This window comes from Shewanella eurypsychrophilus (assembly GCF_007004545.3).
Taxonomy (GTDB): Bacteria; Pseudomonadota; Gammaproteobacteria; order Enterobacterales; family Shewanellaceae; genus Shewanella; species Shewanella eurypsychrophilus.
The window spans coordinates 2,561,144-2,576,093 of sequence record NZ_CP045503.2; the positions used below are offsets into that span (position 1 = coordinate 2,561,144).

Below are 14,950 nucleotides of genomic sequence, written 5' to 3' on the forward strand. Positions count from 1 at the left end.
CATTTTAATCTCTATTCAATTTTGCCTATCAAATTGATTGACTAAGTCTAATTGTCTACTGCATTGCATTTTGATTTTTTGACTGCTCAGTGCCGTACTTTCACAGCTATCATTTAATCTAGCAGTACCGGCGGCTAACTCTTGAGCATTGCCATATATCTGGTTGATAACCGTTGCCTGTTCCTCTGAAGCGACAGCAATTTGCTCACCATTTTCGGCAATATTCATAAGAGAGCTACTGACCGATTGTAAACTATGACCCAGCATTTGATCTGATTCGATACTTTTTTCAGTTAAAAGGTGACTCAGTTTCATTTTTGATACCGCTTGGGATGTTGTTTTACCTAAGTTCTCTATGATTATTTGTATCTCTTTTGCCGATGTTTGGGAGCGATTTGCTAGACTTCTGACCTCATCGGCTACAACGGCAAAGCCTCGTCCTGCTTCTCCAGCACGAGCCGCTTCAATCGCTGCATTGAGTGCCAGTAAATTAGTTTGCTCGGCAAGAGCTTCAATAACCTCGAGAACGGAGTTAACTTCATTGCATTGCACTTCTAAGGCTGAAATAGATGTTTGTGAATCATCTAATAGCTGCGTTATTTCAGAAGTGGCCTCCTGGCTCCTTGTTAAGGCATTCTTTGTTAATTCTATTTGTTTGACGAGTACCGAAACCTCATCAGTAGAGCGTGTTGTGTTGCGAGCGATATCTGTGACAGCACAGTTCATTTGACCTATGGCAACCACGATTTGATCGACATTTTCCGATTGCTCTACTAGTAGGTTTTGATTGTTAATATTTTCTTGGCTGTTTTCGTCCATCTGTATATTTAATGCTTCTGATGAGTCTTTAACTCGTCCTATGATGGATAAGCTCTCAGCCGTTTTCATTCTCAAACTCATCTCAATATGTGATAGCTCATCGACATAGCCTGTGTAAATTATTTGGCTTAATTCGTTATCTTGAATCTTCTTACTCATAGTTAAAATACAGTTAAGCCTTCTGTGTAGTTTAAGTAATGGATATAGAAAACAGAATAATGCGAGTAATATCAATAAACTTGAAGATAAGGTCTCAAATTGACTTGCGATGAGTACTAAGCTAATACTCATGAGCCAGCCAAGTAATAATGAGGTCACAATACTCAATATATTTTTAGCTTTTGGCATTTTTCCCGAGTTGATTGCTTTATAGCAATCACTTGCTCTTTCCTTTAAAAATGGATCTGGTTTTGTTCTGACTGATTGGTATTCAACGATTTTTCCATTGACTTTGATTGGGCTTACAAATGCATTGACCCAATAGTAGCTCCCATTTTTACACCTGTTTTTTACTAGCCCCATCCAGTTGTTGCCATCTTGAATTGATTGCCACATGTCTTTAAATGCAGCCTTGGGCATTTCAGGATGTCTGATCACATTATGCGGTTTTCCGATGAGCTCTTGCTCTTCGTAGCCAGAGACCTTGCTGAAATCATCATTGATATGGGTAATTGAACTATCTAGGTTTGTAGTCGATAGTATTTTATACCCATCAGGGTAGATCACTTCTTTTTCGTGAGTGTACTGGCTGCTATCCATAATGTCCTTTAGCCGATTAAGTTACTTAACCGAAGGATTATTATATTTTAAGCTATTTAAAACAGTGATAACCAGCAGATTATAAGGTGCATGTTATATGTTTATTACCTAGTTGTGACCGAGATCTAATTTAATTTTTATAAAAGATCACAATTGAAATAAGTGAGGAGGCTAAGCAAGATAGCGACAGTGATGAAGCTATCTTGCTTGGGTGTATAGATGCATAGAAAAGTTTTAGACTCTGCTGTTAGTAACATCAACATAGAGCTTTAGCTTTTGGCCTGGCTGAATATATTTTGTTTTTTCTAATGCATTCCAACGAACTAGGTCATTGATGCTGACTTTAAACTTTGAAGCTATGCGCGCTAATGAGTCTCCGCTGCGCACCGTGTAATTCACCTTTCGGGTAACGGAAGAATTACTCTTACTGCCTGTCCAAATTGCTAATTTCTGGCCAATTTTAAGGGTGTCTTTTGGCGCCATATTGTTCCAACGGGCGAGTTGTGCTGTCTTAATCTTATGGGCATTGGCAATTTTCCAAAATGAGTCGCCGGATTTAACGGTATAGTCAATTTTTTCGCTACCACGGCTAATATTTTGTTTTGATTTGACTCTTTGTTCTAGGGTGTGAGCATATTGCTCTGGGTCGTTTGCTGCGACGGGGATGAGTAGATGACGCCCTGCGATGATAGTGTTTCCTTTAATATCATTGACTGCACGAAGTGCTGATGGCGTAGTGCGGTAGCGTTGAGCGATGAGGCCCAAACTATCACCTGATTTAATTTGGTAGCGCTCCCAATTTAGTCTATCTTCCACGTCAATATCTGCCATCGCGACTTTAAATTCAGCAACGCGTTCAACTGGTAATACCAAGTTGTGGGGGCCTTTTGGCGCCGTTGCCCAGCGGTTATAGCCAGGGTTGAGCTTATGTAAGTCTGAGGTTGTCATACCCGCAAAACCAGCTGCGAGTGCAAGGTCTATTTGGCTACCGACATCGATGACTTCAATATTCGGCTTATTTGCAATAGGGAAAAGCTTGGTACCATATTTATCTGAATTTTTAATCACATCAGCAAGTGCGATGAGTTGCGGGACATAACGCCTTGTCTCTGTCGGTAAACTTAATGACCAAAAGTCTGTGGGTTTGCCATTGCGTTTATTACGTTTTACAGCATTTATGACGCGACCTTCACCTGTGTTATAGGCAGCAATGGCATAGAGCCAATTACCATCTGTTTTCTTATATAAATATTCCATCATATCAAGCGCAGCAATGGTTGCAGCAGGGACATCTCTTCGACCGTCATACCACCAATTCATCTCTAGTCCAAAATGCCTGGCCATAGGGGAAGTGAATTGCCAGAGACCTGAGGCGGCACCATGGGAGTATGCAAACGGGTCGAATGCACTTTCGACAATGGGGAGTAGAGCCAACTCGATGGGCAGTCCGCGCTTTTCAATTTCTTCAACGATGAGATAAAGAAATGGGGCCGCACGTTCTGAAACTCTTTCTAGGTGTTGGGGGTGTTTAATATACCAATCGCGATATTGATTGACTAACTTTTGATCTGGAACATCAAAGGTTATTCCTAAGCGGATCCTCTGCCAGACGTCAGTGACCTCAACGACGTCAATCTTTACCGTTGGCGTGACAGGAGACGATTTCATATCAGTCGCAACTGTCGGCTCGAGTGAAGGTTCTTGTTTGTCAGTGACAGATGTATCGAAAGACTGGCAGCCAGAAAGCAGAGCGATAGCCCCTGCAATTACAATTATATTTTTGCGCATCTAAAAAGAATTCCTTAATTCTGTCCCTCTATTTTGAAAGTTCGAAAAGGGGACTTATCTAGCGCAGCATTGTAATCTGTTTTTTAGAAATTGTCTTTCCATTGCCTAAGAAGGGCAAAAATGTCGACTGGATTTTCGGTTTTAGATTTAAATTGTTGGCTTACTGAGGCTTTAATCGTGTCAGTATTGCAACGAAGAAAGGGATTGATGTTGCGCTCTATCGCTATGCTTGAAGGAATTGTAGCTAAGTGATTTTTACGTTGCTGCTGACAATGATGGTGATACTGGATAAGTTTTTGGTTAGTAGGATCAACTTCAAGCGCGAACGTTAAATTGGCTAACGTGTACTCGTGAGCACAATATACCCGAGTGTCAGCAGGCAACAGAGATAATAAAGATAATGAGTGGTACATTTGTTGAGCTGTGCCTTCGAATAATCTGCCACATCCTCCGCTAAATAAGGTGTCACCACAAAATAACTCACCCGCCATCAAATAGCCTATGTGCCCAGAAGTGTGACCAGGCAGCTGGATAACTTCGACAACTTGACCCAATTTGTCTAATGTAATTTCAGTTTGTTTCTCTATTGGATTAAGTAAATCATTGATGTTTTCACTGGCTGGGCCGTAGATTTCGAGTCGGTGTTTGCTGTGGGCCAGTAAAGCAGGGATCCCGCCAGTATGATCTGGATGATGGTGAGTGACTAAGATACCTGCCAACTCGAGTTGATGAGATACAAGATAATCAATAACGACTTTGCTATCACCCGGGTCAACAACATAAATCGAACGAGAATTTTCTTGCGAGATAGCCCAAATATAGTTGTCATTGAAAGCTGGGATCGCTGTGATAGTTAGCTTTTTAGTCTCATTGGCAGTCATATATCTCTCTACAAGTATAATGGGTTATATTATTAGCAAAAACAACAGGGTGTGAGTAATACCAATCAGTATAAAGATGTGATCGCTCAGCGAGAGTTTAGCGCTTCAAGGGCAAGGTCATAAATTGCTCCTGCATTAATGACATTCAGAACATCCATGTTCTTTGCAACGAGTGAAGAACATAGTTATTCTACGTTTTAGCTCGTTAACACAGCATCTGATGCGCTAAAACTCGCCTTTCAGGAGTTTTTTTGGCTGCCTACTTCTTCGTTGAATAGTTTCACAAGGGACCACCATTGCATCACCTATTCACCTTGAATTAGTTTGCCAAAATTAACTCTGAGTAGATCACTTTCTTATACTGATTGGTATAAACTCAGCAAGTTTATTGCACCTGTGCGCGTTTAGCTATTTATTAGTATGAACTAATCGCTCTATAATTATACCACTGCTGTTTCGTCTCAGTATATCGACATCTTAATAGGGAGTGCTGTTTGATTGAAAACACAAGTTTAACTGCGCCTCAACGCTGGTCTGATTTGCCCAATGGCGAAATGATTAAAATTCAAGTTGAAAAAGAATTGGCACCCTGGTGGCCTAAAGTGTTTGGCTACCATATGTTAAGCTTGGGGCCACTCAGTGCAGACTTATCCATGCCAGGGTTACTCATTGGACGACAATTCTCTGTTTTCGACGATCATGATGCTTCCCTTAGAGCCCAATATAATGCGTTGCCGGTGCAAAATGGTGTCATCGATGCTGTTGTGATGAATATGCTACTCGAGTTTGAACCAGACCCTTACAAGTTACTCCGTGAAACAGATCGGGTTCTGATCTCTGGTGGCTACCTGTTTATTATAGGTTTCAATCCGTTAAGTCCTGCATTTATCGGTAAGGTCTTGCCTAGCTTTCAAGAAAAACTGCCATGGAGTGGTCGTTTTTTTATGCCATCGAGAGTGAAAGATTGGCTTGGTTTACTGGGCTACCAAGTGGTTGCCGATGAAAGAGTGATACATCATCATCTGTTAAGTGAAATAGCTCAAGAGAGTATTTGGCAACATGCATTAAAAGCCTGGTTACCTGGCACAGGCAGCGTATATCTGATAGTGGCTAGAAAGCTAGAAACACCTTTAACACCAATTCATGAGAAACAAAAAGTACGTCAACCCAATTGGACTACTGCGCCGACAGCCGGCAGGACCTCGATAAATAAAAGTCAAAATCAACATTACAAGAGCTTGAAATAACTCATGCGAATAACATTAAAACAACTTGCTGTATTTGAAGCCGTGGCCCGTAGTGGCCAGGTTGCCAGGGCTGCTGAGATGATGAACCTATCAGCTCCAGCCACATCTATGGCTCTCTCAGAATTAGAAAAGCAACTCGATGCAAGATTATTTGAACGTATTGGCAACCGGCTCAGACTGAACTCTCAAGGCAGTTTACTCTTGCCATTAGCTACCGAGGCATTACAGAAGGTGAACCAAATTGAGCATCTTTTTTGCTCACCGGATGCAGAGCTCAGTGGCACGCTCAACGTGAGTGCAAGCACGACGATTGGTAATTATCTTATGGCTAAAAGTGCTGTCGCATTTTGCCAGCAGCACACGAGTGCACTGGTTGATCTCGATATTGATAATACTCAATCTGTTATTAAGTCCGTATTAGAGTTCAGAAGTGAAGTGGGTTTTATCGAAGGCCAATGTCTTGATAGTCGAATCAAAGTAGAAGCGTGGCACAAGGATAAATTACTTGTTTTTTGTCATCCAGCCCATCCTCTAGCAGGGAAAAAAGTAATGCCCGATGCATTACGCGGACAGTTTTGGGTCATGCGAGAAGAAGGGTCGGGTACCAGAGATTATTTTATTAGTGCAGCGAACGCTCTCGATATGCAACCCGTTGAAAAGTTCAGTTTCAGTACACCTGATGCGATAAAACAAGCCGTTAAGCAAGGAGCCGGTCTTGCTGTATTATCTGAGTTAACCTTAGAGAAAGAGATTAGTCGCAAGGAGTTAGCAGTCATTGAAGTGGAAGGCCTTACGCTATCGAGGCAGTTTTATCGAATACATCACAAGAGCCGAAACTTTACACCTCTTTGTGAAGCCTATATTCATTTTTGCGAAAAGTTCCATAATTTAACGGCATAGAGCTCCTGATGCGCCAGCCCTATGCGAAATAAATCAGCCTGTCATCGCAAGAAGATAAAGCTTAAGCAGGGTAACCTTTATCTTCTTGTACTGGCCTTGCTTCTGCAGCTTTTCTAGCTAATACATCACAACGCTCATTCTCGATATGTCCAGCGTGTCCTTTGACCCATTTCCATTCTATTTCATGTGTGCCAGTGGCAGCATCCAGACGTTTCCATAAGTCGACATTTTTGACGGGCTCTTTATTCGAGGTGAGCCAGCCTCTTTTCTTCCAGCCATGGATCCATTGGGTGATCCCTTGACGCATATACTGGCTATCACTGGTTAACACTATTTTGCAAGGTACCTTAAGTGCTTCTAATGCAATGATCGGTGCGAGTAACTCCATTCTGTTATTGGTGGTTAGTGCGAAGCCATCAGAAATTTCTTTAACCTGTGACTTATATTTCATCACCACGCCATAGCCGCCAGGACCTGGATTACCTAAACAGGAGCCATCGGTAAATATTGAGAGCGGTTTCAGCATCAAGTTGTTACCATAGTCATATTGTCGGGCGAGTATACCCAAAATCTACATAAGTGTTATAAATTTTATGAACCTAATTTCTAGTGCAAAACGCCAAGTAATTCTTGATACAGAAACCACTGGTATGAACCAGGCTGCCGGTGCAATTTATCTCGGTCATAGAATTATTGAAATTGGTTGTGTTGAGGTGATTAACCGTAAGTTGACGGGGCGACATTATCACGAATATATCAACCCGCAACAGATCATTGATGAAGAAGCTATTGAAGTACACGGTATTACCAATGAATATGTCGCTAACAAACCAAAATTTGCTGAGATATCTTCTAGCTTCTTAAAGTTCATTGAGGGTGCTGAAGTCGTTGCGCACAACGCGCCGTTCGATATTAGTTTTATGGATCATGAGTTTTCTCTACTGCAGCCTAAGGGCCCAAAAACTGCCGATATCTGTTCAATTTTAGATACCTTAGATATTGCTAAACATATTCATCCGGGTCAGAAGAATAACCTTGATGCTTTATGTAAGCGCTATGGCATAGATAACTCTCGCCGTACCCTTCACGGTGCATTGTTAGATGCTGAAATTTTAGCCGACGTTTACCTGATGATGACGGGTGGACAAACTAAATTTAATTTATCCGGCGAAGGCAGTGACTCTGCAGGCGGGATCAAACGCTTACTTTCTTCTCGTACTAAACTTAAAGTGATTGCAGCATCGGCCGATGAACTAGCTAAGCATGAAGAAAGATTAGATTTAGTAGCAAAAGGTGGCCAGTGTGTTTGGCGCGGTTAATTAATTGTATTAGCTCTTTTAACACGCATAGGGGCTGCTTATTGTCTTGCCCCTGATTTATGCTAGATAGGATCATTCCATTTTAATTTTTGCTGACGAGGATAGTCCCCACGTTTATGAGCTTTAAATCTCTGTTGCCGACCAAACTTGCTTTCGTCGCTCTAGTCTTTGGCTTGAGTGTTAGTTTCTGCACTCTTTTTTCCGCGGTTGTTCATGCCAATACTGTGGCTTCAAGTGAGGCAAGTGTTTTAAAAAATCGCTTTAGAATCGATCACATGGTCGACAGTCTAACGCTATTTGTTCAACGTCAATACGGTAGTGCGCCTGTGGTTATCGTATTACCTGATGGGAGTAAGTGGTACGCCAATCGACATCCCGAAGAGGTGCAATGGGTTGATGGCATAAGTGGTGATATCATTACGATACAGAATCCTTTACCCGGTCCTTGGCAGTTAATCGGCCGAGTCGTTGAAGGTTCAAAGATTCAAAAAATCTCCAAACTAGGGATCGAGGTAGAGCTATTCCCACAACCTTTGTTCCAAGGAGAGCGCCTTAAAGTGACTGCGCAACTGCTTGGTGATGAGCAGCGTTTAAGAATGCCAGGACTCGATTACCTGGTGGAATGGACGGCAAGATTTGTCAGTGAACATCTACCAGGTGATGAAAACTTTGCAGCTGGGACCTTGGTGGTTGGTTCATATAAAGATTACGGCGAAGATCTAGATGAACGCCCTGATGATGGTATTTTCACTGGGAAAATAAATTTAAACCAACCTTGGGGTCATTACAATCTCGAAGTTAAAGTTCAAAATAGTGTTTTTACCCGTGAGAGTTCACAAAAGTTTTTTCTTTCAGCCCCTCCCATTGAGATTGACATCATTGAACCGGAAGACCCGTTAAAAGATCGTTGGAAGCTTTTTGTTAATGTGAATAGTGATGCGGTCAAGCTTTCAGAAACCCATTTAGATCTTGAGCTAGTAGGCCCAGCAGGACTACAACTGCCGGTTACTTTGAGTGGATTTGAAACCACTCAAAGTGAAATATTACTTCCTGAAGTGTCTGATTTCGGCAGCTATCGAATTAAAGGAATGGCCGCAACAACAAGCCATAACGGACGAGAAATAGTATTAAGTTTACCGGAGCGCTTCTTTAATTTGATTGAACCTCCCAAGCCCCCACCCACAGCAGAAGAGTTAGCGGCTCGCGCTGCAAAAAAAGCGGCTATTGCCGAGGAAAAAGCGAAAGATGATGCTATTTTTTGGATCATCACCGTGAATTTGACCCTGTTGATTTTAGGCTCTTTAGCGCTGCTTATTTGGCGTAAGAGGCGTAATCTTAAGGAAGCATTAGCAGCGACACAGCAAAGACTTGATGAACAGAAAAAAGCAAAAGAGTTGGGACCAGCACTAGATGAAATCGATTTGACTATGCCTGAAGATATTCTTGAAGATGAAAAGGCAGGTTGATTGTTATCTAGACGATTAAGTCATAAATCAGGCTCAATTGCTGTTTTTTTAACTGATTGGAATATCAGTTTAAAATAACTATTGACGCGGCATGCGAGCATACGTATTATCACCGCAACTTGATGTGGAGCGGTAGTTCAGTTGGTTAGAATACCGGCCTGTCACGCCGGGGGTCGCGGGTTCGAGTCCCGTCCGCTCCGCCAATCAAGTTACTAAATTTAGTTTAATTGTTAGTGACATAACAGTTAAATGCCGTAAGGCAATAAGTTTAGGAGCGGTAGTTCAGTTGGTTAGAATACCGGCCTGTCACGCCGGGGGTCGCGGGTTCGAGTCCCGTCCGCTCCGCCAAACAACGAAGCCCTTGTCGAAAGACGAGGGCTTTTTTGTGTCTAAAACTAAATGAAAGAATAAGTAGAAAGCGGCCTGTCACGCCGTGGGTCGCGGGTTCGTCTCCTGATAAGAGCCAGTCCGCTCCGCCAAACAATGAAGCCCTTGTCGAAAGACGAGGGCTTTTTTGTGTCTAAAGCTAAATGAAAGAATAAGTAGAAAGCGGCCTGTCACGCCGTGGGTCGCGGGTTCGTCTCCTGATAAGAGCCAGTCCGCTCCGCCAAACAACGAAGCCCTCGTCGAAAGACGAGGGCTTTTTTGTGTCTAAAGCTAAATGAAAGAATAAGTAGAAAGCGGCTGTAACGCCGTGGGTCGCGGGTTCGTCTCCTGATAAGAGCCAGTCCGCTCTGCCAAACAACGAAGCCCTTGTCGAAAGACGAGGGCTTTTTTGTGTCTAAAGCTAAATGAAAGAATAAGTAGAAAGTGGCTGTTTATTTCACGTAAGGATTCTTGTTATCTATACTGATAACACTATTTAATACCATTCCGAGTAAGTATCTGATCATTCAGCGGGAGTTCAAAGCTCTGTAGGCAAGGCGGATGTTTGAAGCTAATAGTTATTCTATATCGAGAACATTCAACGTAGCATAAAGGGCTTTGCTCATTTCTTTAAACATCAGCCGCACTGCGTGAGGCTCTCAGTGTTTCCACTTCTGTGTTGCATTGACTTAAAAGGGAATAACCATTTCCTCATCAATGCGCCTTGAATTGAAAACACTGAGAGTCTCTGAACTGACCAGATACTTATATGGAATGGTATAAGGATGATTATTTATGGTTGAACAGATCACGGCCATGTTAGGTTTGTTAGGTGTACTCTCACTCTTTTGTCAGTGGCTTGGATGGAAATTACGCTTACCCGCTATCTTACCCTTACTACTTTGTGGATTACTGCTAGGCCCTGGCCTCAATATACTTAATCCGGATGCTCTTTTCGGCGATCTACTATTTCCTATCATCTCACTGGGTGTTGCGGTGATCTTGTTTGAAGGTGCGCTGACGCTGAACTTTAAGGAGATAAAAGATCACGGTCGCATGGTCACTCATTTGGTTACGATTGGGACACTCATTACTTGGACATGTATTGCCGTTGCGACTCATTTTTTAATGGGTTTCGCATGGGAAATAGCAATGTTATTTGGCGCTTTGGTGGTGGTGACTGGTCCAACCGTGATTATACCTATGCTCAGAACTGTTAAACCTAAGTCTGAGCTTGCACGGATTTTGCGTTGGGAAGGCATAGTGATAGACCCCATTGGTGCCTTACTTGCTGTACTGGTATTTGAATATATCGCAGTCGCAGCCGATCCTACTAGCCATGTGTTACTTGCATTAGGCTATATGCTCGGAGTTGGCTTAGGTTTTGGAACCATGACTGGCTTTATCGTGGGAGTGATCATAAAGAGACATTTATTACCCCATTATCTTAAAAATGCGGGTGTGTTGACTATTATGCTGGGGGTATTTGTCGGCTCAAATTTGCTACAAGAGGAGTCAGGTTTGCTGACTGTCACTGTGATGGGGGTTGTTCTTGCTAATATGCGAGGTGTCGATATAGCCGATATCATTGAGTTTAAAGAAACATTAACGGTCTTACTTATTTCTGCGCTATTTATTCTCTTGGCTGCACGGTTAGACTCTCAAGCCATGCTGAATCTTGGCTGGGAAGGCTTAGCGCTGTTAGCTGTGGTGATGTTGATAGCCAGACCTTTGAGTGTTTGGACTTGTGGGATCGGTACGACACTGAGACGAAATGACAAATGGTTTCTGAGTTGGGTAGCCCCTCGGGGGATTGTGGCGGCCGCTGTGTCTTCTTTATTTGCGATTAAACTTGAGACGCTTGGTGTCGCAGGAGCCAATCTTATTGTTCCTTTGGTATTTCTCATCATCATTGGGACTGTCGTCGTGCAGAGCTTGACTGCAGGGCCTTGGGCTAAATACTTAGGCGTGAGTGCCGGCTCTTCTCAGGGATTATTGATTTTTGGTGCTTCACTATTTTCTCGAGAACTGGCAAAAGTCCTTAAATCTAAAAATGTAACTGTCACACTGGCAGATAATAACTGGGATAATATTCGGCTAGCTAGAATGGATAACCTACCGGTGTATTTTGGCAATCCAACCTCGGAGCATGCGAGTAACTTTCTTGATCTGACCGGAATAGGCCGCCTATTAGTCATGTCACCGTATCGTCAATTGAACCCATTAGTGAGCTTTCATTATCAAGATCTGCTAGGTTTTAAAAAAGTGTATGGTTTGAATAATAATGATGGGAATAGTGCAAGACATCAGCTCTCTGAGGTGTATTTAGAGCGTTTATGCTTATTTGGAGAGTCAGTATCCTATGCCAAGTTAGCCAGCTTAATGTCAAAAGGGGCACTGATAAAAAGCACGAGTATTACTGACAATTTTACATTCACCGATTTCATGACTCGCTACGGTGAATGTGCGATACCTTTGATCTATCTTCAAGCGGGTAAGGTCAATATTATCACAGGTGCTAGTGACAGTTTAGTGAGTGGCATTGAACTGATCAGCCTAATCCCCATAGAAGCTCAGTTACTTGCAAAAGAGCTTGATGAGGCATTAGTGACACAAGCGGCTGAAAAACTCCCGTGAGTAGTGTAAGTGAAAAAAATGGAGGCGTTAGCCTCCATTTTTATCTTTAATACTTAGGTATTGAGCCAGCTTTATCGATTTATGCCGCTTGCTCATGACTGTGTTTATTGGCTGTCATGGCGCGCAATTCATCGGGGTCAAAATCATCAACATTGATAGATTTAAGTCGTCCAACTTCAGTACGCTCAAGCAGTGCAACTTCCTCTTCTGTTAATACGCCTAATGACTTGCCTTGGGCTGCTAACTTGTCAAGCCAGATGAAAGGTAGCTTTTTGCCCGCAGCTTTACATATTTTGTCATGTAAAGGCTCACAAGCAAGAATATCCTTAAACGTCTGCTCTTGAACACCCACAGGGTTATGTTCACATGCGGTAAAGAATTGTCCTTTTCCAAGACGTTCGCGGCTGGCACAAGGCGTTTGCATTATTTTAGCCACTTTATGATCGAGCACGTCACTTGGGCGTTTAATTGGGCGTCCGAAGGGAAATAATACTGCTCTTAAGGCAATACCTAGTCCCATTGGGAAGTTATTAAGCAGATCATCAAGAGAGTCTTGAAGTTTATAGAGTGAGTCTTCAACTGCCCATTGTACAAGTGCTAAGTCTTCGGTTTGACGCCCTTCATCCTGGTAGCGTTTAAGCGTGGCAGATGTTAGGTAAAGCTGACTGAGTAGATCACCTAAACGAGCAGATATACGCTCTTTACGTTTAAGCTCACCCCCTAATGTCGCCATGGCTAAATCGGAAAGTAAAGCTAGATTCGCGCTGAAGCGATTCATGTGCTGATAGTAACGTTTGGTCTTGTCTGAATAGGGAGCATTTGAGAATCGGCTCGAAGTGAGGCCTAACCAAAAGCTACGCACCAAGTTACTGGTAGCGAAACCGATATGGCCAAATATGGCTGAATCAAAGTTACTCAGACCGCGATCCAAATCCGTATCAAAAGCCGACTCCATTTCAGCTATCACATAAGGATGACAACGAATTGCACCTTGGCCGTAAATGATCATAGAACGAGTAAGAATGTTAGCGCCTTCAACGGTAATCGCTATTGGGGCCGCTTGATAACCACGACCTAAATAGTTATTCGGGCCTAAACAAACACCTTTACCGCCGTGGATATCCATGGCATCGATAACACATTTTTGCATTCTATCGGTGAGGTGAAATTTAACGATTGCCGAGATAACCGATGGTTTTTCACCCAGATCAATCCCTGTCGTGGTTAAACTGGTAACCGCATCCATTAGGTAAGCATTACCACCGATACGCGCCATTGGTTCTTCGATACCCTCAAGCTTACCAATAGGCAGTTTAAATTGGCGGCGAATTCGTGCGTAAGCACCAGTGGCTATCGCCGCAGTTTTAATACCGCCAGCAGAGTTAGACGGTAAGGTGATACCTCGACCAACGGATAAACATTCAACCAGCATGCGCCAGCCTTGGCCAGCCATCTCAGGGCCACCTATGATAAAGCTTAATGGAACGAATACTTCGTTGCCTTTAGTGGGACCATTTTGAAACATACAGTTAAGTGGAAAATGGCGACGACCTGTTTCAACACCTTCAATGTCGGTTGGAATGAGGGCACAAGTGATCCCAAATTCTTTTTTATCGCCCAAAAGTTGATCGGGATCTTTAAGCTTAAATGCCAGTCCAAGTACAGTGGCGACAGGAGCCAAAGTTATATAACGTTTGTTCCAGGTGAGTTTCATTCCCAAAATTTCTTCACCTTCCCATTGGCCTTTACACACAATACCAAAGTCAGGAATCGCGCCAGCATCACTGCCAGCCTCTGGACTCGTTAATGCAAAGCAAGGCACTTCTAATCCCTTGGCGAGCCTAGGTAGATAATGATCTTGCTGAGCAGGAGTACCGTAGTGTTGCAGTAATTCACCAGGGCCTAGTGAGTTTGGCACGCCGACAGTCGAAGCCAGTTCACTGCTCAAGCCTGCTAATTTTTGCAAGACGCGTGATTGGGCATAGGCTGAGTATTCAAGACCACCGTATTTCTTCTTGATGATCATGGCAAAGAAGCCATGGTCTTTTAAGTATTGCCAAATTTCAGCTGGTAGATCACCAAGCTGGTGAGAAACCTGATGTTGATTTAACATTTTACAGACTTCTTCGACAGGCCCATCTAAGAAGGCCTGCTCATCGGCACTTAATCTGGCAACGGGGTAGTTGTGCAATTTTTTCCAATCAGGGTTTCCTGCAAATAGGTCGGCTTCCCACCATGTTGTACCCGCTTCAATGGCTTCTTTCTCTGTGGAAGACATCTCAGGCATGATCCCACGGTAGAGCTTGAGTAATGGCTTAGTGAGCACATTTTTACGGAATGAATTAATATTCAGAGGTAGAGCAATAGCTAAGAAGATAATCCATACAAGGGCACTGACTACCTCGGTTGCTGAACCAATAGCCATAACGACAGCGGTGATGATGCTTGATGTGAGCAACGAAACTCTTAGGTAGGCTAGGGTGCCTAACACAAAAAGAAACGCGATGATCCATAGTATTATTGTCACTATTATTCTCCTTAAAATGCGACCTGAATGTTATTTGGTCAGAAATGTTCTGATCGTTATCACAATTATAGGTTGTGGTCTGACCTGTGTCGCATAAAATTTAAACCTATGTGAAATTTAATACAAGTTTTTTTTAAACATACGTTTAAAAAAATTGTAGAAGACGAGATTCCACTTTGTGCTTCAAATAGTTAGAATATACTTACAATAGAAATCAAAGTCAGATGTATCAAAGGGACGA

The 14,950-nt window shown here is 42.8% G+C and carries 10 protein-coding genes and 2 tRNA genes; 7 read left to right on the plus strand and 5 right to left on the minus strand.

Going from position 1 to position 14,950, the window contains the following annotated elements; genetic code table 11:
* Positions 1 to 15: 15 nt before the first annotated feature.
* From FM038_RS10800 to gloB, 3 genes are all read right to left on the minus strand, one after another.
* Positions 16 to 1,578, minus strand: a complete 1,563-nt coding sequence (locus FM038_RS10800; protein WP_142870672.1) for a methyl-accepting chemotaxis protein — start codon at positions 1,576 to 1,578, stop codon at positions 16 to 18.
* Positions 1,579 to 1,812: 234 nt separating this feature from the next.
* Complete coding sequence (locus FM038_RS10805) at positions 1,813 to 3,366, minus strand: LysM peptidoglycan-binding domain-containing protein (RefSeq protein ID WP_142870671.1); 1,554 nt, start codon at positions 3,364 to 3,366, stop codon at positions 1,813 to 1,815.
* Between the two features lie 83 nt (positions 3,367 to 3,449).
* Positions 3,450 to 4,247: a hydroxyacylglutathione hydrolase gene (gene gloB / locus FM038_RS10810; RefSeq protein ID WP_142870670.1), complete on the minus strand. Its 798-nt coding sequence runs from the start codon at positions 4,245 to 4,247 to the stop codon at positions 3,450 to 3,452.
* A gap of 554 nt (positions 4,248 to 4,801) precedes the next feature.
* On the opposite strand from gloB, the gene FM038_RS10815 reads away from it, so the two are divergent.
* Both FM038_RS10815 and FM038_RS10820 read left to right on the plus strand, forming a co-directional pair.
* Positions 4,802 to 5,494, plus strand: coding sequence for a class I SAM-dependent methyltransferase (locus tag FM038_RS10815; RefSeq protein WP_142870868.1), 693 nt, complete (start codon positions 4,802 to 4,804; stop codon positions 5,492 to 5,494).
* 3 nt (positions 5,495 to 5,497) lie between these two features.
* A complete protein-coding gene (locus FM038_RS10820; RefSeq protein ID WP_142870669.1) occupies positions 5,498 to 6,394 on the plus strand; it encodes a LysR substrate-binding domain-containing protein in 897 nt (298 codons plus the stop codon).
* 61 nt (positions 6,395 to 6,455) lie between these two features.
* Here FM038_RS10820 and rnhA read toward each other — a convergent pair whose 3' ends face one another.
* Positions 6,456 to 6,920, minus strand: a complete 465-nt coding sequence (rnhA, locus tag FM038_RS10825; RefSeq protein ID WP_142870668.1) for a ribonuclease HI — start codon at positions 6,918 to 6,920, stop codon at positions 6,456 to 6,458.
* Positions 6,921 to 6,987: 67 nt separating this feature from the next.
* Between rnhA and dnaQ the strand changes: the two genes are divergently transcribed.
* The 5 genes from dnaQ to FM038_RS10850 all read left to right on the plus strand — a co-directional run bounded on the left by dnaQ (position 6,988) and on the right by FM038_RS10850 (position 12,182).
* A complete protein-coding gene (gene dnaQ, locus FM038_RS10830; RefSeq protein WP_142870667.1) occupies positions 6,988 to 7,713 on the plus strand; it encodes a DNA polymerase III subunit epsilon in 726 nt (241 codons plus the stop codon).
* A gap of 116 nt (positions 7,714 to 7,829) precedes the next feature.
* Entirely contained in the window at positions 7,830 to 9,179 is a 1,350-nt protein-coding gene (locus FM038_RS10835; protein ID WP_142870666.1) for a TIGR03503 family protein, read from the plus strand.
* Positions 9,180 to 9,305: 126 nt separating this feature from the next.
* Positions 9,306 to 9,382, plus strand: a tRNA-Asp gene (locus FM038_RS10840).
* A 68-nt stretch (positions 9,383 to 9,450) separates the two neighbouring features.
* A tRNA-Asp gene (locus FM038_RS10845) sits at positions 9,451 to 9,527 on the plus strand.
* Between the two features lie 813 nt (positions 9,528 to 10,340).
* Complete coding sequence (locus FM038_RS10850; RefSeq protein WP_142870665.1) at positions 10,341 to 12,182, plus strand: cation:proton antiporter; 1,842 nt, start codon at positions 10,341 to 10,343, stop codon at positions 12,180 to 12,182.
* Positions 12,183 to 12,261: 79 nt separating this feature from the next.
* On the opposite strand, the gene fadE is transcribed toward FM038_RS10850, so the two are convergent.
* A complete protein-coding gene (fadE, locus tag FM038_RS10855; protein ID WP_142870664.1) occupies positions 12,262 to 14,709 on the minus strand; it encodes an acyl-CoA dehydrogenase FadE in 2,448 nt (815 codons plus the stop codon).
* Positions 14,710 to 14,950 lie beyond the last annotated feature (241 nt).

What these genes read in the sequence shown, in the direction of transcription:
- FM038_RS10800 (WP_142870672.1), bottom strand. Translation starts at nt 1,578, where the DNA reads ATGGATAGCAGCCAGTACACTCACGAAAAAGAAGTGATCTACCCTGAT.
- gloB (WP_142870670.1), bottom strand. Translation starts at nt 4,247, where the DNA reads ATGACTGCCAATGAGACTAAAAAGCTAACTATCACAGCGATCCCAGCT.
- rnhA (WP_142870668.1), bottom strand. Translation starts at nt 6,920, where the DNA reads ATGCTGAAACCGCTCTCAATATTTACCGATGGCTCCTGTTTAGGTAAT.
- FM038_RS10850 (WP_142870665.1), top strand. Translation starts at nt 10,341, where the DNA reads ATGGTTGAACAGATCACGGCCATGTTAGGTTTGTTAGGTGTACTCTCA.
- FM038_RS10815 (WP_142870868.1), top strand. Translation starts at nt 4,802, where the DNA reads ATGATTAAAATTCAAGTTGAAAAAGAATTGGCACCCTGGTGGCCTAAA.
- FM038_RS10820 (WP_142870669.1), top strand. Translation starts at nt 5,498, where the DNA reads ATGCGAATAACATTAAAACAACTTGCTGTATTTGAAGCCGTGGCCCGT.
- FM038_RS10835 (WP_142870666.1), top strand. Translation starts at nt 7,830, where the DNA reads ATGAGCTTTAAATCTCTGTTGCCGACCAAACTTGCTTTCGTCGCTCTA.
- FM038_RS10805 (WP_142870671.1), bottom strand. Translation starts at nt 3,366, where the DNA reads ATGCGCAAAAATATAATTGTAATTGCAGGGGCTATCGCTCTGCTTTCT.
- dnaQ (WP_142870667.1), top strand. Translation starts at nt 6,988, where the DNA reads ATGAACCTAATTTCTAGTGCAAAACGCCAAGTAATTCTTGATACAGAA.